Annotated in this window: 16 protein-coding genes; 14 read left to right on the top strand and 2 right to left on the bottom strand. The window is 42.1% G+C overall.

From position 1 onward, the window contains the following. Window position 1: 1 nt before the first annotated feature. Both cysN and GNIT_RS05630 read left to right on the top strand, forming a co-directional pair. On the top strand, window positions 2–1,405 hold the full coding sequence (gene cysN / locus GNIT_RS05635) for a sulfate adenylyltransferase subunit CysN (protein ID WP_014108187.1): 1,404 nt from the start codon (window positions 2–4) through the stop codon (window positions 1,403–1,405). Window positions 1,406–1,760: 355 nt separating this feature from the next. Next, the gene (locus GNIT_RS05630) at window positions 1,761–3,485 is read left to right on the top strand and encodes an SLC13 family permease (RefSeq protein ID WP_014108186.1); all 1,725 of its coding nucleotides are present in this window, start codon (window positions 1,761–1,763) and stop codon (window positions 3,483–3,485) included. Window positions 3,486–3,491: 6 nt separating this feature from the next. On the opposite strand, the gene GNIT_RS05625 is transcribed toward GNIT_RS05630, so the two are convergent. Both GNIT_RS05625 and GNIT_RS05620 read right to left on the bottom strand, forming a co-directional pair. After that, complete coding sequence (locus GNIT_RS05625; RefSeq protein WP_014108185.1) at window positions 3,492–6,176, bottom strand: ATP-binding protein; 2,685 nt, start codon at window positions 6,174–6,176, stop codon at window positions 3,492–3,494. Between the two features lie 64 nt (window positions 6,177–6,240). Continuing rightward, window positions 6,241–7,548: an ABC transporter substrate-binding protein gene (locus GNIT_RS05620; RefSeq protein WP_014108184.1), complete on the bottom strand. Its 1,308-nt coding sequence runs from the start codon at window positions 7,546–7,548 to the stop codon at window positions 6,241–6,243. Between the two features lie 374 nt (window positions 7,549–7,922). On the opposite strand from GNIT_RS05620, the gene GNIT_RS05615 reads away from it, so the two are divergent. The 12 genes from GNIT_RS05615 (at window position 7,923) to GNIT_RS05560 (ending at window position 19,667) form a co-directional block, all read left to right on the top strand. Then, window positions 7,923–9,356: an aminotransferase class V-fold PLP-dependent enzyme gene (locus tag GNIT_RS05615; protein ID WP_014108183.1), complete on the top strand. Its 1,434-nt coding sequence runs from the start codon at window positions 7,923–7,925 to the stop codon at window positions 9,354–9,356. A gap of 179 nt (window positions 9,357–9,535) precedes the next feature. After that, on the top strand, window positions 9,536–9,787 hold the full coding sequence (locus tag GNIT_RS05610; protein WP_014108182.1) for an HP1242/YdcH family protein: 252 nt from the start codon (window positions 9,536–9,538) through the stop codon (window positions 9,785–9,787). A 38-nt stretch (window positions 9,788–9,825) separates the two neighbouring features. Next, window positions 9,826–10,293 (top strand): hypothetical protein, encoded by a 468-nt coding sequence (locus tag GNIT_RS05605; protein ID WP_014108181.1) that lies wholly within the window; start codon window positions 9,826–9,828, stop codon window positions 10,291–10,293. 62 nt (window positions 10,294–10,355) lie between these two features. Beyond that, a complete protein-coding gene (locus tag GNIT_RS05600; RefSeq protein ID WP_014108180.1) occupies window positions 10,356–10,874 on the top strand; it encodes a GNAT family N-acetyltransferase in 519 nt (172 codons plus the stop codon). A 132-nt stretch (window positions 10,875–11,006) separates the two neighbouring features. Next, entirely contained in the window at window positions 11,007–11,849 is an 843-nt protein-coding gene (locus tag GNIT_RS05595; protein ID WP_014108179.1) for a thioredoxin family protein, read from the top strand. Window positions 11,850–12,425: 576 nt separating this feature from the next. Beyond that, entirely contained in the window at window positions 12,426–13,325 is a 900-nt protein-coding gene (gene hisG / locus GNIT_RS05590; RefSeq protein WP_014108176.1) for an ATP phosphoribosyltransferase, read from the top strand. A 5-nt stretch (window positions 13,326–13,330) separates the two neighbouring features. Continuing rightward, window positions 13,331–14,776 (top strand): histidinol dehydrogenase, encoded by a 1,446-nt coding sequence (gene hisD, locus GNIT_RS05585; protein WP_014108175.1) that lies wholly within the window; start codon window positions 13,331–13,333, stop codon window positions 14,774–14,776. After that, a complete protein-coding gene (gene hisC, locus GNIT_RS05580; RefSeq protein WP_014108174.1) occupies window positions 14,773–15,882 on the top strand; it encodes a histidinol-phosphate transaminase in 1,110 nt (369 codons plus the stop codon). The genes hisD and hisC overlap by 4 nt, the downstream gene beginning before the upstream one ends. A gap of 1 nt (window position 15,883) precedes the next feature. Further along, window positions 15,884–16,954 (top strand): bifunctional histidinol-phosphatase/imidazoleglycerol-phosphate dehydratase HisB, encoded by a 1,071-nt coding sequence (gene hisB, locus GNIT_RS05575; protein ID WP_014108173.1) that lies wholly within the window; start codon window positions 15,884–15,886, stop codon window positions 16,952–16,954. Then, window positions 16,955–17,656, top strand: a complete 702-nt coding sequence (gene hisH / locus GNIT_RS05570) for an imidazole glycerol phosphate synthase subunit HisH (RefSeq protein WP_014108172.1) — start codon at window positions 16,955–16,957, stop codon at window positions 17,654–17,656. 9 nt (window positions 17,657–17,665) lie between these two features. Next, window positions 17,666–18,400, top strand: coding sequence for a 1-(5-phosphoribosyl)-5-[(5-phosphoribosylamino)methylideneamino]imidazole-4-carboxamide isomerase (gene hisA, locus GNIT_RS05565; RefSeq protein WP_014108171.1), 735 nt, complete (start codon window positions 17,666–17,668; stop codon window positions 18,398–18,400). Between the two features lie 268 nt (window positions 18,401–18,668). Continuing rightward, window positions 18,669–19,667, top strand: a complete 999-nt coding sequence (locus tag GNIT_RS05560; RefSeq protein ID WP_014108169.1) for a branched-chain amino acid aminotransferase — start codon at window positions 18,669–18,671, stop codon at window positions 19,665–19,667. Window positions 19,668–19,703: the final 36 nt, after the last annotated feature.

Genomic DNA, 19,703 nt, shown 5'->3' with positions numbered 1-19,703 from the left:
CATGAATAACGAAAACGAACTACTTCAAACCGACATATTGTCGTACTTAGACCAACACGAAAATAAAGACCTTCTGCGCTTTTTAACCTGCGGAAGCGTCGATGACGGCAAGAGTACCCTAATCGGGCGGCTGCTATATGATTCAAAAATGATTTATGAAGATCAGCTCGCGGCAATTACTAAAGACAGCGTAAAAAGTGGAACAACAGGTGAAAAAGTTGACCTAGCATTGTTAGTCGATGGCCTGCAGTCAGAGCGAGAACAAGGCATTACTATTGATGTTGCCTACCGCTATTTTAGTACTGAAAAGCGTAAATTTATTATTGCTGATACCCCCGGACATGAACAGTATACGCGCAATATGGTTACCGGCGCATCCACATGCGATCTGGCCATTATTCTTGTTGATGCTCGTGCTGGTGTGAAAACTCAAACTAGACGTCATTCATTCTTAGTCTCTCTACTGGGTATAAAGCATATTATTGTTGCCGTTAACAAAATGGACTTAATGGACTACAGACAAGACGTTTATGAGCAAATACAAAAAGACTACATGGAATTTTCCAAACAACTAACGATCCCAGACATTCGCTTTGTACCGCTGTCGGCACTTGAAGGTGATAACGTTGTTACGCGCAGTGAAAATACGCCTTGGTTTAAAGGTGATTTACTGATGGAGTTACTTGAAAACATCCAAATTACGCAACAGCAGCATCAAGATTTTCGATTCCCAGTGCAATATGTCAACAGACCTAACTTAGACTTTAGAGGCTTTGCAGGAACCATCGTTTCGGGTTCAATCAAACCTGGGGACGCAGTGACTGCTTTACCTTCTGGAAAAACGTCGACGGTGAAGACGATTTATACCTTCGACGGTGATTTAGAGGTCGGCTATGCGCCAAATGCGGTAACGTTAACGTTAAATGACGAAATAGACATTTCTCGCGGTGACATGATCGTCAAGTCTAATGCACTGCCCTTGCAGTCTAATGCATACAAAACACATATGGTTTGGATGTCTGAAGAGGCGCTCATTCCAAATAAGCAATTTAGCTTTAAATTTGCAACTAAGAAAGTGAGTGGCAGCGTGTCGAGTATTGACTACCAAATAGATGTGAATACCTTAGAGAAAAAGAATGCTTTGCACCTCAACTTGAATGAAATAGGTGTTGCTAACATCAAATTAACTCAAGAAGTTGCCTGCGATCCGTATGCTCAAAATCGTAAGACAGGCGCGTTCATTATGATCGATCGCCTTACTAATAGTACCGTGGGTGCTGGTATGATTATTAGTGAAAACGAAGCGATTAGAGGCTCGCATGAGTACTCTGAGTTTGAGCTCGAGTTTAATTCACTCGTAAGAAAACACTTCCCACATTGGAACGCAACCGACATTAGTCAATAGCTAATACTAAATAGCTAAATAGTCCATTAATTAGTTAAGTTTAGGGAATGCAGCGAGAGTGTCGTTGCATTCCCTTTTTATTCGTATCAACTAAACATAAATGTGCTAACAAAGATGTAAATTGACTATACTGGCCACTTCATATTCCTAAAAAATAGGTTATGCTTGGTTTTAATAAGCAAGAAGCTGGCTAGACATTTCGTCATCATTAGAAAAACTCAAACAAATCAGTTGATAACGAGCAATTTTGAACGGATAAGGTACATCATAAAGCATCAGCTGACCGCCTACTTTAGGAACATCCATTGCGAAACAACGCGAGAAACAATAAGAAGAACAATAGGATAGCGACATAATGAATTGGGAACAAATTCTCGTTTTAGTAGTTTTTATTGGCACTATTGGCGGGCTTGCTTTAACTAATAAACGTCCCTCCAGTGTTTTTGCCGTAAGCATGCTGTTATTACTGTTAGCGCAACAAATTTCGCTTGAAGAAATTCTAAAAAATGTCACTAATACAGGCCTCGTAACACTAGTGTTACTCTTACTTCTGAGCCACTCCATTGACAAGACTGCTTTCATAAAACGTCTTGGCAGAGCAATTGTAAGAAAATCATTCACGCAAAGCTTTTGGCGTATGTTTGCCGTTACATTCACATCTTCAGCGCTGCTTAATAACACAGCCATTGTTGCTAGTCTTATAGGACCAATTAAACAAAACCAACTACATGCCCCTTCCCGATTATTAATTCCTTTATCTTATGCGGCAATACTAGGCGGAACCGTGACATTAATTGGTACATCCACCAATTTAATTGTTGATAGCTTCTTGATTGAGCATGGACACCCTGGGTTCAACTTTTTCGATTTTACCTTGTTTGGCCTAACAGCAGGTTTAGCTTGTGGGGTACTGTTGTTTTTTCTATCACCTTTGTTACCTAACATTGCGAGTAATGAAAGCAGCTATCAAAGCTATTTTTTGGAAGCGGATGTTGAAGCAGCATCCGAGTTAATTGGCAAAACTGTTGAGGAAAACCACCTGCGCAACTTGCCCGAATTATTTCTTGTAGAAATAGTACGTCGAAATGTCGTTATGTCACCCGTCACCCCTGATATGGTAATCGAAGAAAATGACAAATTAATCTTCTCTGGCAATGTGCAAAAAATGGATAATATCGCCCATATAAAAGGCCTCACTATGTTTGCGGAAGCCGACGGCCTATTACGCGACAATTTAACTGAAGTGATTGTATCTAATCGTGCGCCTATCATTGATAAAAGCTTAAAAGAAGTTGGCTTCAGGGCTTTGTTTGATGCCGCGGTGGTTGCGATACGCAGAGACGGCGAACAAATATCGGGTAAATTAGGTGAGTTAAAACTGCAAGCCGGTGATTTTTTATTGCTTGCAACTGGCTCTGACTTTGCAGGCCGAGATAATATTTCTAAAAACTTTTTTATTGTGTCGGAGCAAAAAATCACCCGCAAACTCAAGCCATGGCAAGAGGCATTTACGCTTTTCGGCTTTGTTATTACTGTTGTTTTAGCTGCGACATCAATCGTTCCATTAGCGATTGGTCTACTGTTCTTTGCTGCAAGCTTATCACTAATAAAGGTGTCATCAGTTGGAGAAATAAAACGCCATCTCCCGGTTAATCTAATATTAGTCATTGTGGGGGCTCTAAGTCTAGCTACAGCGCTTGAGAGCAGCGGCATTATTGCCTTAGCCACAGACCAATTGACACCTATTATTGGCGATATGTCGCCAATCGTTGCATTGATTTTAGTCTACGTCATGACCTTACTGCTTACCGAGTTTGTGACCAACAACGCAGCGGCAGCCCTAATGTTTCCTTTTGCTTACGGGATCGTGAACGCAATGGGACTGCCATTAATGCCCTTCGCACTCGCCGTTGCTTTCGCAGCTAGCGCTAGCTTTATCTCGCCTTACGGATATCAAACGAATTTAATCGTATTTAGTGCCACTAATTACAAGTTTAAAGACTTTGTTAAGTTAGGCACGCCGGTTTCTATTCTCTACTCTAGTATTGTGTTGTCGCTACTGAGTTGGGTTTATTTTTAAGCTGCATTACGAAGCTGATAAGTAGCGTTCAATAGAGACTAATAATGATTTGCGTCTAATTGGCTTGGTTAAGTATTCATTCATTCCAGCAGCCAAGGCGGCAGCATAGTCTTCTTTCATTGCATTTGCTGATAAACCAATAATAGGAACATCGTTGTAACCTCTTTCGCGAATGGCTTTAGTTGCATCGAGACCGCTTAGCATTGGCATTTGGATATCCATTAATATCAAGTCGTAGTGTGGCGCGTTTGTAAACTTTGTAATCGCTTGATTACCATCTTCGGCGATATCAAACGTTAAACCAAATGAACGCAACATTTCACCTGCCACAAGCTGATTAATACTGTTATCTTCTACTAATAAAACGTGCCCCATAAACTGTGCTTCGGCATCGCCGGACGAGTGCGCTTCCGATAGTGATTGTTGATGAAAGTGCTCATTAGAAGCATCGTCATATCCGTATAATAGTTGGGCGAAATTATAAAACTGATTTGGCGTGAATGGATGTTGCAGCACAGGGCACTGCCATTGCGATTTTAAAATAGTGTTTAGTTGATTCGGCTGGGTATTGACGATGCTTGCAAAGCTTATCTTGCGTTTTTTAAGTTCCTCAATGAGTCCTTGCAGGCTGCGCGCTTGACGACCATCTCGAATATCTAAAATGACCATATGCGGTGGCGTTAAAGTAGTTAGATGCGCCTCCCACTCCAACAGCGGCTGATAGTCGACATGGCTAGAAATATGCTTGATATAGTCACTGTAAAGCACGGGTTCATTGGTGTCACATAGGTACATTATAGGCTTTTGAAAACTTTTTTCAGCATCAGCTAATAAATTCTGCTGTTCATCTTCTTGATGCTGCAGTTTAAAGGTACAAGTGAACACGCTGCCTTTGCCCAGTTCGGACGTGACTGATAACTCTCCACCCATCAGCGTCATTAATTGACTAACAATCGTCAAACCAAGGCCAGTCCCTCCAAACTTCCTACTGATGGATTCATCCGCTTGTTTAAACGGTTGAAAAATCGTATCTATTTGTTGTGCATCTAGTCCTATACCAGTATCTGCAATAGAAACTGTTAAGAGAAAGCCATCCGATTGCTCGTCATTAGTATATAAAAACGATATTTTAATATGCCCGTTATGCGTAAATTTGGTCGCGTTATTGGTTAAGTTCAGCAGAACTTGTGATAAACGTAAGGGGTCTCCGACTGCATTTATCGGAAGCAGTGGATCGACGTAAAGAGCAATATCCAGATTTTTTTCAGAAGCTCTTACCAAAGATACTGACAGCAAGGTGTCAAATAACGACGAAAATGAAAACAGGCTATTTTCAATTTCTAGTTTGCCAGCTTCAATTTTAGAAAAGTCTAAAATGTCGTTTATTACATTCATTAGGATTTGAGACGAATACGAAATTTTCTCAAGATTATTTTTAATTTCAGAACTGGGGTTTTGACGCAAAGAAATATCTACTAGGCCTACAATACCATTCATAGGAGTTCTAATTTCATGACTCATATTTGCAAGAAAAATACTTTTTGATGCATTCGCTTTTTCGGCCAAAAGTTTGGCTTCTTTTAACTGGTTGTTAAGCTGCTGTGAGTGTTCTAGCAACTCCTTTGTTTGAATATTTTTTTGATTAAATACATTTGCTGCGCGAGCGAGTTTTCCAATTTCATCGTTTCTTTTAATAAAAGGAATAGCAAAGTCGCTATCGCCCTTGGCTAGTTGCTCAAACACATTGGTAATAGCCTTTATCGGATTGATGAGTCGGAAAGCACCAAAAAAGGCGACCACAAAAGTCACAATTAAGCCAGTAAGAGACGAAATATTGATTTGAGTTTGTGCCTCCTCAATATTGGCTTTAATACTCTTATTTGTCTGCAAAGAGTATGCTGCCGCTCGGCTCGACAAATCGTTGGCTAAATACAGAAATTCATTGGCAGAACCGGCCATTACCACATTAACTAAAAAGGTATAGCCCTGTTGAGTGTGAGCAAGCTTACCAAATTGTTGCTCTATCGCTGCTACTTGCTGTGTGAGTCGCTCGCGAGCATTGCTGTTCAGCATCGTTTGCTGAATAACACCGCGCGCTGACATTAGTGCATCTACAACAGCCTGTTTCAATTTCGAACTCGGGTCTAAGTGGTATTGAAATGTGAGTGTTTCTGCGTTTAGTAAGTGAAAAAACAGATTTTGTAGGCCTTTTCTTTCACTTTCTACTGACTCATCTTGCAATATTTTTTTAATTTCAAGAAGCACGCCCGTTTCCAAGAACTCATCGCTTTGTTCTTTAGCAGTGACCACGGAAGAAAAATTTTCTTGATACTCATCTAAATGCAGCTGCATTGCCGCTAACTTTTCGATAGTGTTATCGTCAGAGTGATAGGCTGGCAAATTATTAGTGATTAAGTTAAGTCTCTCTCTTAACTCGATAATTAATGCATTAAATTGACTTATCGACGACGAACTACCCGTATCTTTAAAAATTAAAACATAGCGCTGTAGAGCTAATACATCTCGCTCCAATTCTTTAAATACACGTTCTTCCGCTGACGTATTTTGATAATCTTGGAATGCTTTGACCAGTTTGCTTTGATTGTTTTTGGTAAAGAAAAACTGGCCCATTAGAATGAGAATAAAAATAAACAGCAGTAGTAATATTTGTGTTTGTAATGAAGTCTTCATGTTGCCAATATGTGTGCCCTTGAATTTATAGTTTACTCGCTTTTCTGCTTATCGGCGTGAAAGCTTAGGCACTTAAGAACTCATACCATTTTTCTACGCTGTATTCGTAAGTAGGCATTATCGTATTCCATACAGCAACATTTTCGAAGCGTCTTTCATAACTCCCCCCCGTTCGGATATCGCCTTTATGAACGGAGATTTTGCCATCGGTTCCATTCAGGTTTTCACTTGCAGCTTTACCTTGATACCAATAGTCGAATTCGGCCTGTGACAAATACTGCTGAGAACGTTGCGGATTAGAAATATAGTAACCTTGCCTAGCGATAAAGGCACCTGGCCAACCCGATAACCACCAATTCATATATTCATAGGCAACGTCCTGCATGCGCCCTTTAGTTTGAGACGACAAACACATCACTCCATGCCAACCTCTGTAACCTTCTTTCGGAGCTGCGAAGGTAACAGGCACTCCTTGACCATTTAAACTGGAAACTGCAGGAGAAAACATGCTCTCAATGACCACACGTTTTGTTTTCATAAACCGAACCGACTCTGGTACTGAAGTCCAAAAGCCGCTGAAGTGCCCCTCTTGTTTGTATTTAATTAACACATCAAACAACTTGTTCAATTCCTCTTTGGTCATAGCACCAATGTCGTTAAATGCGACCAGTCCTTGTGCCTGAGCAGACAAAGCTAAGTCAAATAAGCCTATTGATGGAGCGTTAATAACCGCTACTTTGCCACTATATTTTTTATCCAATAACCAACCCCAGCTTTCCGTTTCATAGGGAGTGCCCCTTGCTATTACTTCCGTGTTGTAGCCAAAAGAGTCAACGTTATGCACATATGGCAAAAAACTAATGCTATTGGTATCGTTATTCCCGAGAGACTGGTCTTTTTGAATATGTAGCAGTTTATATGGCGCATCGCCAGCTCCAAAATTGGCGTTGGGAGTAATTTTACCTGTTTTGGTAAGTGTATTTATCTCATCCCAATGCGTAATCCTTCGTTTGTCTATTGCTTGAATAGATCCAGAACGCCACAACACATTGATACTATTTGACCATTGCTCATATAAATCAAAGCTGTTGGGCGACATCGCTGCCTTTTGCAAGACAGCGGCACTGCCCTTAGGCTCAAACACTAAGTCAATACCCAAGTCTTGCATGGCTTTTGTGCGCAACTCCTCTTGTAAGGTAACGTGTGTACCTAAAATCCTCAGCTTAGGTTTCGACTGGCCAATCGCAAATGTTGACAAAGGCATGCTCGCTGCTATCGCACCAATCTTAGCGACGCTTTTTAGTGCATTTCGTCTATCCTTTGACATTGGCGCTTCATTATTTACAGGTTTAGTAACAAATGGTTTAGTCATAAGCGAAGCCTTCCCAAAATACATTAGTGGTCAATTAACTTGTCAATTTATAAGCAATCGAACCTTATCCAAACAAGTGTGAAGTTACAAGTATCGTATAACATTGACGACTGCATACATTCTATTGGCAGTAAATATAGGCCAGTTTATGCATATGAACGCAGTGCTTTGCTTGGAAAAGCATTACATTCATTAGGATAAATGACAGAACAAAACAATACCAATAATGTAATATCTTAGATAAAATTTTCATTAAAAATAAAATTAATAGAATACATAACCTCAAAACCCTATTAATACTTCAAATAAGAGAACTAAATACTAGACAACGCTTGTTATCATAAACAACATCAAACGCACCGGATCGCTATCACATGAATAAAATAGCTCAGTCGATGTTCAAAGCAGACAACAAAGATTCGGATAACGAATTTTGGGCGCATATAGCGAGCCAACTCGTTGTTGACCCTAACTACAAGAACAGAATTTATGCTGACTGGACTGCCAGTGGGCGCCTGTTTCGCCCTATAGAAGATCGCATTATTAATATGGTCGGCGGTTTAATGGCGAATACTCACACTGAAGACAGCTACACGGGTAGAGTCATGACTACCTGGTTGCATGAAGCTGAGCAAGTGATTAAGAAACATGTGAATGCCTCAACTGACGACATTTTGCTAAACGTAGGTAACGGCATGACAGGTGCCTTGGCCAAATTAATGCGAATGATGGGTTGGTGGTGCCACGAGCAGCATCGTGCTGCCGTTGTTGCGAGCATGACTGAACGACCTTTGGTTTATATTACTCATCGTGAACACCATAGCAATCATACAATGTGGATTGAAAGTCTAGTCGAACTTAGAATTATCCCTGCCTTGCCGGGCGATGAAATTGATATAGACTGGCTCGCACAAGATTTGGCAAAAGAGACTGGTCGGAAAATTAAAATAGCCTCTATTACCGCTGCATCCAATGTAACCGGTATCGAAACGCCCTATCGTAAAATAGCTAAAATAATGCATGAAAAGTCGGGCTTTTGCTTCGTCGATTTTGCCGCCTCCGGACCTTATGTTGACATCGATCTGCATCCTGCAAAAGATGAATGGCTCGATGCCATATTTTTCTCACCACATAAATTTCTAGGTGGACCGGGTTCATCGGGCGTGCTGTTTTTTAATAAGCACCTTTATCAAAATAAAGTCCCTGAGCAGCCGGGCGGCGGAACAGTACTATGGACTAACCCTTGGGGTGAGCATCGTTTTGTTACGGATATCGAACAGCGTGAAAGCGGCGGCACTCCGGGCATCTTACAAACGATAAGAACCGCGATGGCAATCCAGTTGAAAGAAGAAATGGGTACTAAACGCATTTGTGAACGTGAGCAATATTTAAATACGATTTTCTTTGATCGCCTCAAAGACATAAAAGGCGTGCGCATTCTATCTGATCAACATAGGCATCGCCTCAGCGTTTTCTCAATTGTGTTTAGTGATATTGATTACAAAACCGCAGTTCAACGCCTCAGTGATGATTTTCAAGTAGAAACTCGCGGGGGCTGCGCTTGCGCTGGCACCTATGGTCATCATTTATTGGACATTGATTACTCCACGTCTAAAAGCATTACTGATCAACTTGATGACGAGTTTCAAAGTTTGAAACCCGGCTGGGTAAGAGTTAGCCTGCATCCTTGTATGAGTGAACGTGACATCAACAACATTGCTGATGCAATAGAAAAAGTGGCCAGTGGTGCGGTATCTATCAAGACTGAAGGCCCTGCAAGCCAAAATATTTGGGAAGCCTTTCTGTAAGTGACTAGCCAGACAACACAGCACTGCCTTCACGTTTAGCACTGCTGTATTGAATAGAGCGAAACATTACTAATCCATAAAGTTTCTGCAGCGTTGATGCATAAGATGATATAGATCAATACATAAAAAAAACAATGACCTAGAATGAGCTAAAGCACTCACCATCTAGGATAATTAACATGCAAGTAGAAAAACATACATTACTGAACGATTTCCCCGACCATCACCATACAATTCGCCATCTAAAAATGCACGACGCGCATTTTACAAAGCTGGCGGATAGCTACCATGAATTAGACAGCGAAGTGAGAAAGCTTGAAGAAGGTAATTCGCCGGTTGAAGATGAGTATTTAGAAACACTGAAGAAGCGTCGCCTTCATCTCAAAGACGAATTATTTACCATAATCCAAAAGACTGAAAAGGCGCTGTAGTTTTGCCCCTTGCAAACGGCCAAAAGGAGTGTAGAAGCATGAATAAGTTAAGAGTTAGTTTTAGCAGGGTTGTTGTTACTGCAATTGCGAGCACGATTATCTTAGCAGGGTGCAGCAGTCCATTTGCTGAGTCCATGCGTAAAGTTACTTACGCGCCTGAATTTAAATACACTGAACAGGCCGTTTTGCGCTCAGATATGGACAAACTCGGACAACAAATGAGTTTGCTCGAACAAGCATTAGCAAAGCCATATGGTGAAACCGAAGATGAAATTGAAGCGCAGCGCGAAGAAGTACTTGATGCACTAAGAAATATGAGCGCTATTGCTTCGAGACTCAAAACGGGAAGTGAAGGTGCAAACCATCCATTCATGGAAGACTACATGCAAGACTTTATGAGCAAAGTTGATAAGGCCAGAGTCGCTGCATCGTTTGAACAACCTCGTTACTACTTTGCAGGGAAAGTTGCTGGCGGTTGCACCAGTTGCCATAAAGTAAATAGGTAGAACTAGCAGTGATGTTCAGCTAAAGTAGGTGATTCGAAATACGATGACGGCTGAGCAAAACATTGAACTTAAGTAAAAAGAAGGCTGCCCCTTCATTCGATTGCTATCGCTTTGAGGAATTATCTGGCTTATTGCTTTATAAGGCCTTAAAGCTTCGCAGTGATATATTCGTGGTAGAACAAAACTGCGTATATCCTGATTTAGACAACAAAGACATCCAGCCCGATACATTGCATCTGCTGCTTGAAGTTGAACAAGCTGCTCAGACCAATAACTCTCCTCACTTATCAAACAATGTTGTCGCCTATGCTCGTTGCATAGCACCCGGTGTTTCTTATACAGATTCAAGTATTGGCCGTGTAGCCGTGGCGGCCGCAGCTCGTGGAAATGGCGTAGCTGGGCTATTAATGCAGAAGGCAATGAGTTTATGTAAGCAAAATTGGCCGGAACACAACATACAAATAGGTGCGCAGGTCTATTTACAAAATTTTTATACCCAACTTGGCTTCACCCCGTTCAGTGAGCCCTATGATGAAGACGGCATCATGCATATCGATATGGAATTTAAAACAGCGTTATAAGACGATGAATTGTTGATTTATTGCGGGTCTTATTTATTTACTCAAATCACTTATATCTCAATGTTTCTCATTATGAAAAGTGATATTGTTCTGGCTTTAACCATCGGATAGAAATCGTCAATGAGTGTTCACATGTCAAAACTACTTAATGCCTTATCAAAGCCGCACAAATCACTTATCCCTATATTTTTAATAGGAATTATGTTCGCATCATCGACTATAGCGTTGGCGGCTGACAATAAAAAAGTGCTCCCAAGTTATGTGTTTTCTCCTGCTGAGAATCCCCTAATGCAAGCCAAAACGGCATTAAGTAAAGCAAAGGCTGAAAATAAATATGCATTGATCGTGTTGGGCGCTCAGTGGTGCCATGATAGCGTTACCTTAGCCGAACGTTTTTCAAATGAAGAAATGCAGCCGGTATTGTCAGACACTTTTGTTACACAATTTATAGATGTCGGCTACTTGGAAGACCGACGGGACATCACAACGCTGGTAGGCTATCCTCATTATTTTGCGACACCAACGGTGTTGATTGTTAATCCAACATCCAACGAAATAATGAATATCGACTCACTCAAAGTTTGGCAGAGCGCTGATAGTGTTGAACTGCAAGAATATGTTGAACGATTTTCTAGCTTTAATACAAATGAAGCTGACATTAAGCCTGCTCAAACTAATGACAGCCCAGCTTTAGCTTCTTTTGAAATTCAGCAAAGCGAACGTTTGCAGCAGGGCTATGAGATTTTGGGCCCTTTATTGGCGGTCAGTGACAGTGAAATGAGCAGCAGCATGAGCGGTGATGAACGCGAACGTTTTTTAAAGCTTTGGCGCGAAGTAAAGCAGTTTAGAATGACAATTCAAGCCACCATTCATGAATTAAGAAGCGCCAATTTAGTTGAAGCCGAACTACAAAAGAAACTGGTAGAAGCGACCCCAGAGGCGCAATCTTGGGAAGCAATATCAGACCAACATTAACAGTTCGAGCTGGCAGAGAAATGCACAAAAACCAAACAACAAACGCAAAAATTATCCCACTGCCGCTGTTTGTTATATAAAAAAAACATGAGATATGTAAAACAAAGTGTATTTCTCTTGGGTTTGCTGTTGATTATGCACATCAAGTTATATAACATTCGTGCTCGTAAAAAATTCGCCGCGACAATCGCAAAGAATACGGAACTAATAAGAGCCAACATGAACATTGCAAATTTCAGCCATCATCATCATATGAACGCATAACCTTTCAGGTTCGTGCTGGAAGGGTGTGGTTTCCTTTCCATGGCATTGAAGAAATTTGAAGCCCTCGAGAGGAAACTTTCGGGGGCTTTTTGTTTGATTTTACCGATAGATAAAATCAAATCGATCTCTCTTGGCTTAATTGGGTATTAGATAGAGCTACTACATTGCGTAATTACCTAACCGGTTTTAAATGAACCGCGCTTGTCAGTTGTAAAGTCGAGTTATCAAGAGCAATTTTGTGAACAGCAACATTATTAATAAACAATATAATAAGTAATAGTAATTAAGCGAAAGCATTTAAAGGAACGAGAAATGAGCGATTCAAAAAGATTAAAAATTGCAGTACAAAAGAAAGGTCGATTGAGCGACGACAGCATTGCGCTGTTGAAAGCAATTGGCATCAAACTACAAATTAGAGATCGCTTGCTTATTGCTCATTCAACCAATCAGCCTATCGACTTATTGCTTGTTAGAGACGACGACATTCCTGGTCTAGTGATGGACGGTGTTGTCGATATGGGCTTTATTGGCGAAAATGAGCTTGAAGAGAAAATGCTAGAGCGCCAATCGTCAAAGCGTCCGGCAGACTTTAAAACGCTTCGTCGTTTAGACTACGGCGGCTGCAGATTGTCGATTGCTATTCCAAATGAAATGAAATACGACGACGTTACCTCACTGAATGGTAAAAAGGTTGCGACCACCTACCCTTATTTATTAGAGCGTTATTTTAAAGAAAAAAACATTGACGCAAGTGCTGTCATGTTAACTGGCTCTGTTGAGGTTGCTCCTCGCGCAGGCGTCGCTGACGCAATATGCGACTTAGTCTCAACAGGCGCGACACTAGAAGCTAACGGTCTGCGTGAAGAGGAAGTGATCTTTGAATCTAAAGCCGTACTCATTCAAAAATCTCAGCCACTAAGTGATGACAAGCAGGCACTAGTAAATCGCTTGCTACCTCGTATTGACGGGGTGATGCAGGCTAAAGAAAGTAAATACATTATGCTGCATGCACCCAAGGCATATTTAGAACAAGTCAAAAGCTTACTGCCTGGCGCTGAGAATCCAACGGTATTGCCCTTAGCAGGAAACGAAAAATTAGTCGCGATACACGTGGTTAGTTCCGAAACTCTGTTTTGGGAAACCATGGAAAAATTAAAATCGTTGGGCTGCAGCTCAATTCTTGTTATGCCAATTGAAAAAATGATGGGGTAATCACGATGTCGTCGCAATCAATTATTGAGTGGGGCAATCTAACCGAACAGCAACAGATAGAAGCATTGTTGCGTCCGGCAATGAAAGACAGTGTCATGTTGCGTGATACCGTCACAAAAATACTCAGTCGTGTTCGTCAGAATAAAGACGCGGCGGTGTTTGAATACACGAAACAATTTGATGGTGCTGAATTAAGCAATTTACGCTTGGATACCGCCGTAATTGATGAGGCCGAGAGCAAACTCAAAGCCAAGGTGAAAACCGCAATTGATAAAGCGTATGCGAATATCAAAACTTTTCACGAAGCGCAATTACCGCAAGATATTCGTATCGAAACTTCACCAGGCGTGATTTGTGAGCAGCGCCATGCGGCGCTTGAAAAAGTTGGCTTATATATTCCCGGCGGCAGTGCACCGCTACCCTCAACTGTGTTGATGTTAGGCGTGTCTGCACAGGTGGCTGGTTGCGATTTACCTATATTGTGCACGCCCCCCTCTCCACAAGGTACTATTGCACCGGAGATTTGTTATGCTGCTAAAATTTGTGGCATTCAACATATTTATCTTTGTGGTGGCGCTCAGGCAATTGCCGCCATGGCTTTTGGCACAGAAACAATACCCAAAGTAGATAAAATATTCGGCCCTGGCAACAGCTTTGTCACTGAAGCGAAACAGCAGGTTAGCCAAGCTGTTGGCGGCGCAGCGATCGACATGCCAGCAGGTCCATCTGAAGTGTTAGTTATTGCAGACGCAAATGCAGACGCTGGTTTTGTTGCTGCAGATTTACTATCACAAGCAGAACATGGTGCGGACTCTCAAGCAGTATTAGTAAGCGATGACCGCGCGCTTATTGCAAAAGTACAGCAACAAGTAGTTCTGCAACTCGCCCAGCTTTCGCGTCGCGATATTGCAAGTAAAGCTGTCGACAACAGTCGCTACATCCTTACTGAGAGCATTCAAGAATCCGTTTTAGTCAGTAACGCTTACGCACCAGAGCACTTAATTGTGCAAACCGACAACGCACGCGATCTAATAGAAAGCTTGAAACATGCTGGCTCTATTTTTGTTGGCGCATACTCACCCGAGTCGGCTGGCGATTACGCGAGCGGCACTAATCACGTATTGCCAACCTATGGCTATGCGCGAAACTATTCAAGCCTAGGCTTACTCGATTTCATGCGCCGCTATACAGTGCAAGAACTAACCCGCGAAGGGCTAGAGAATATTGGTGATGCCATTATGGATTTAGCTGATGCTGAAGGTTTAGATGCACATAGAAATGCGGTTAAAATCAGATTAACTGGTTTGGATCTGCCTAGCGTCTTAACGCAGTCGGATGAAGATAATACAGCAACAGACAGTGCCTCTAAACAGGCTGAGACCCCATCTGAAAACAACGCGAGCACTGACGATCGGGTTTATCTTGATGTGCCATCTGGGAAACAGCCATGAGCGCAAAAGAAAGCCGCAATTGGTTAAGCGATTTGACTGTTGAGCACGTCAATGCACTCACTCCTTACGAATCAGCCAGGCGGTTGTTCGCAGGGTCTGGCGCAGACGCCGAGCAAGTTTGGTTAAACGCAAATGAATCTCCGTTTGCGGGAGAGTATGCTGTCGATTCGTCTGTATTCAACCGTTACCCTGACTGTCAGCCTGATACCGTTATTAAGGCCTACGCAAAATATGCGAGTTTACAAGCATCACAAACCTTGGTAACTAGAGGTGCTGATGAGGGCATAGAGCTTATCGTGCGCGCATTTTGTGAAGCAGGCAAAGACAGTATTCTTATTTGCCCTCCAACCTACGGAATGTATGCAATTAGCGCACAAACGTTCAACGTCGGTGTGCACAGGTCATTGCTCAACAACGATTTCAGCTTAAATATCCCTGATATATTAAGCTACGTTAGCAAAGTCAAAGCCGTCTTCATCTGTTCGCCGAACAACCCAACAGGTACAAGTGTTTCTCAACGAGATATTGTTGAGGTGCTCGAAGCATTTAAAGACCAAGCGATTGTTGTTGTCGATGAAGCCTATATAGAATTCGATATAGCACAAACGCAAACTGACTTACTTGGTAAATATGAGAATTTAGTGATTTTGCGGACGCTGTCAAAAGCCTTTGCTTTGGCCGGTTTACGCTGTGGATTTACACTGGCATCGTCAGATATTATTCAAACATTATTAAAAGTGATTGCGCCTTATCCTATTCCAGCACCCGTTGCTCAAATTGCTAGTAAAGCACTTGAAAACCAAGGGCTGGCGAAAATGCGTAACGACGTTGAAGTATTAAAAGCCGAACTCATTTCACTAAGAACGACCTTAGCTGACATTGGTGATATTCAAATTATCGGCGATACTAACGCCAATTTTGTGTTGTTTAGAACGCAAAGCAAAACTGAACTTATGGCTTACCTCGTTAAGCATAAAATGTTAATTCGCGACCAATCAAAGCAAATAAATTTGCAGAACTGTCTGCGTATTACGATTGGTAATCCTGCACAAAACAAAACATTATTAGCATTAATAAAGGCATTTTTTGCCGACGGAAATCAATAATATGAGTCAACAACCCATTCTTTTCATTGATCGCGATGGCACTCTAGTGGAAGAGCCCCCTGTCGACAAACAACTCGATAGCTTAGAAAAGTTAGTTTTCGAACCTAATGTCATCCCTGAACTGCTCAAACTCCAAGCAGCTGGTTTCAAATTAGTGATGGTGTCGAATCAAGATGGCTTAGGAACTGATAGTTTTCCTACTGCCGACTTCGATTTACCGCATAATGCCATGATGAATATATTCGCAAGCCAGGGTGTGCTATTCGACGACGTATTAATTTGCCCGCACTTTGACGCTGATAACTGTAGCTGCAGAAAGCCTAAACTGGGCTTAGTAAAAGATTATCTGCAGGCCGGTAAAGTCGACTTTACTCGTTCATTTGTTATTGGCGATCGTGATACCGATATCCAACTTGCTGAAAACATGGGCATAAAGGGCATCAAGTACGACCCTGTTTCTAATAATTGGCCAATGATCACCAGTCAATTGACCATAACGGCTCGCACGGCAGAAGTAGTAAGGACGACATCAGAAACGGATATTAGAGTAAAAGTGAATTTAGACAGTTCACAAAAACCAGAGATACACACTGGTTTGGGTTTCTTTGATCACATGCTTGACCAAGTAGCGACACACGGTGGCTTCTATTTAAATGTAAGCGTTGATGGTGACCTTCACATTGATGATCACCACAGCGTTGAAGATACCGCACTCGCACTAGGTGAATGTCTGAAAAAAGCATTAGGAGACAAGCGTGGTATCGCTCGTTTCGGCTTTGCCTTGCCAATGGACGAGTGTCGTGCTGAATGCCTTATCGATATTTCAAACCGCCCTCACCTGCAGTTTGATGCAAACTTTAGTCGTGATTCCGTTGGCGACATGGCTACTGAAATGGTGCCTCACTTCTTCTATTCAATTGCTCAATCAATGGGGTTGTCACTGCATTTATCCACCACTGAGGGCAATGCTCACCACCAAGTAGAGAGCTTGTTTAAAGTGTTTGGTCGTGCTTTGCGTCAAGCTATAGCGAAAGAAGGGAATGCCCTGCCGAGTACTAAAGGATCACTATAAATGTCGAGTTCATTAGTTATCGTGAATACAGGCTGTGCAAATATATCGTCAGTTAAATTCGCCTTTGAACGCTTAGGCATTCAAGTAGATGTATCTGACGATGTTGGCGTTATTGCAAAAGCACAGCGCGTACTGCTTCCCGGAGTAGGAAGCGCTCCTGCCGCCATGAGTAGCATCAATCGCAAGGCATTGGCCGACTGTCTGCGCTCTTTAACACAGCCTACACTCGGCGTTTGTCTGGGCATGCAGTTGATGGTAACAGACTCACAGGAAGGTGAATTTGGGAAAACCGATTTGACCAATAGCCTGAACCTCATTCCCGGACACGTAAAACGCATGCAGGTTGGCAATTTACGTTTGCCACATATGGGTTGGAATAGGGTCACCAGTAAATATGAAAACCCTTTATTTGCTGGCATACCGGACGGCGAACATTTTTATTTTGTGCACAGCTATGCCATCGATGACTATGAGCATACCTTGGCTACGTGTCACTATTCGTCCAACAAAAGCCAGTTGAGTGCCAGTGCGTCAGTCAACAATGCAAATGCAGACAAGCTAAGTGCTGAAGAACTGAAAGCCGACATTGGGACTACCTTTTCAGCCGCTATTCACAAAGACAATTTTTTTGGTGTCCAGTTTCATCCTGAGCGTTCTAGTGACGCTGGCGCGCAGTTACTCAAAAACTTTATTCAGTTGTAAGGAAGTAAAATGATTATTCCAGCGATCGATTTAATCGAAGGTAAAGTGGTTCGTTTATACCAAGGCGACTATAAGCAGACTACCGAATACAAACTCGATCCGATTGATGTTGTGCATCAATATGCCGACGACGGCGCACTATGGCTGCATATTGTTGACCTGACTGGTGCAAAAGACACTAGCAAACGACAGCTGACTCTCATATCAGAAATGGTTGCAACTAAACGTATGAAATTCCAAAGCGGCGGCGGTGTGCGCACTAAAGCAGATGTTGAAGGCTTATTGTCTGCGGGCGTTGAGCGCGTTGTGATTGGATCGCTTGCGGTTACTCAACCAGAATTGGTTGAGCAATGGATGCTTGAATTTGGCCCAGAACACATTGTTTTGGCACTGGACATCAACATTGACGAAAAAGGCAACAAGTTTGTTGCAACCCACGGGTGGCAGCAAGATTCAGGCGTTTCTATTGAAGAGCTTATCAATCGTTATTCGAAAGTTGGCTTGAAGCACGTACTGTGCACAGACATTAGTCGAGACGGCACGCTTCAAGGTGCAAATGACAGTCTGTATACGGAAGTTGCTGCGCAATTTCCTGATATTCAATGGCAGGCATCTGGTGGCATAGGTAGCTTACATGATATTGAAGTGTTAAAACCGACAAACGTTGCCGGTGTGATATTGGGTAGAGCCTTACTTGAAGGCAAGTTTACGGTAAAACAAGCCATTGAATGTTGGTCAAAATAACAAGTATATTTAGCAAGTTTTTGCTAATAAGAGCGTTATTGCGATGTGAAACTCTCGAAGTAGCTCGCAATACCCATAGCAAAATAATTCTTTATATTGATTTAGCGCTAATAAATGCAGCACAAAGCTGCTCTCGCTATTGTTCAAAGTGAAATATTACGTAAAATGATCACATAATTTAGGCTATCTGCAAACGACTGCTAGCTGAAGATCAATACACTTAGGCGGTTAATACTATTAACGCCACAACAAAAATTAGGAATTCTACATGGCTGTGTTCGGGACTGTTTTTATGCCGCAAATGGCATTAGCGACTTTTGAAAATGACAAATGGAGCGATGCTCAAAAGGTCTCTTCTGATAGCATTCAAATGCATCCAGGCGCACACGTACTGCACTATTCAAGCACTTGTTTTGAAGGTTTAAAAGCCTTCCGCCACGACGATGGCGGCATTTACATATTCAGAATGGATAAAAACATTAAGCGCTTTGAGCAAAGCAGTCAGCTATTAAATTTACCTAAAATTAACCCGAAACAGGTTGAAGCAATGATACTCGACATCGTCGCCCAATACGCCGACGATGTGCCACAACCTCCCGGCTCAATGTATATTCGCCCAACTCATGTAGGTACAGAAGCCTCTATTGGTAAAGCTGCAGCGCCATCACTTACTTCAATGCTTTACATACTCTTATCTCCTGTAGGTGATTATTTCGCTGGCGGTGCAAAGCCATTACGTTTACTGCTTGATGAAACTGGGATGCGATGCGCCCCGCACATGGGAATGATCAAAAGCGGCGGTAATTATGCGAGCGCCTTAGGCCCTATTTTAAAAGCGCGTGGCGAAGTACAAGCTGACCAAATACTTTTCTGTCCAAACGGTGATGTACAAGAAACCGGTGCCGCCAACTTTATATTAATCGATGGAAACGAAGTCATTACTAAAGCGTTAGATGCAAGTTTTTTGCATGGCGTGACTCGCGATTCTATTCTGACCATTGCTGCCGATTTAGGTATGACGGTTAGCGAACGCAATATTACGGTTGAAGAATTATTAGAAAGAGCAGCCAAGCCTGGTGTTGAAGCAGCTCTTTCAGGCACTGCAGCAGTACTTACGCCTGTAGGCACCTTTATTCACAACGGCAAAGAACATCAAGTTGGCAGCGGTGAAGCTGGGCCAACCACCATGAAATTGCGCCAAGCATTGAATGATATTCAATGGGGTAAGGCGGACGATAAACACAATTGGCTAGTTAAAGTTAAATAGAACTCCGCTAACCATAGACACAAAAAAGGCAGTTTA

The sequence above is a fragment of the Glaciecola nitratireducens FR1064 genome (genome assembly GCF_000226565.1).
In the GTDB taxonomy this organism is placed as follows: domain Bacteria; phylum Pseudomonadota; class Gammaproteobacteria; order Enterobacterales; family Alteromonadaceae; genus Glaciecola; species Glaciecola nitratireducens.
Note: the sequence above shows the minus strand (reverse complement) of the source record. Positions and strands in the feature narration are given on the sequence as shown.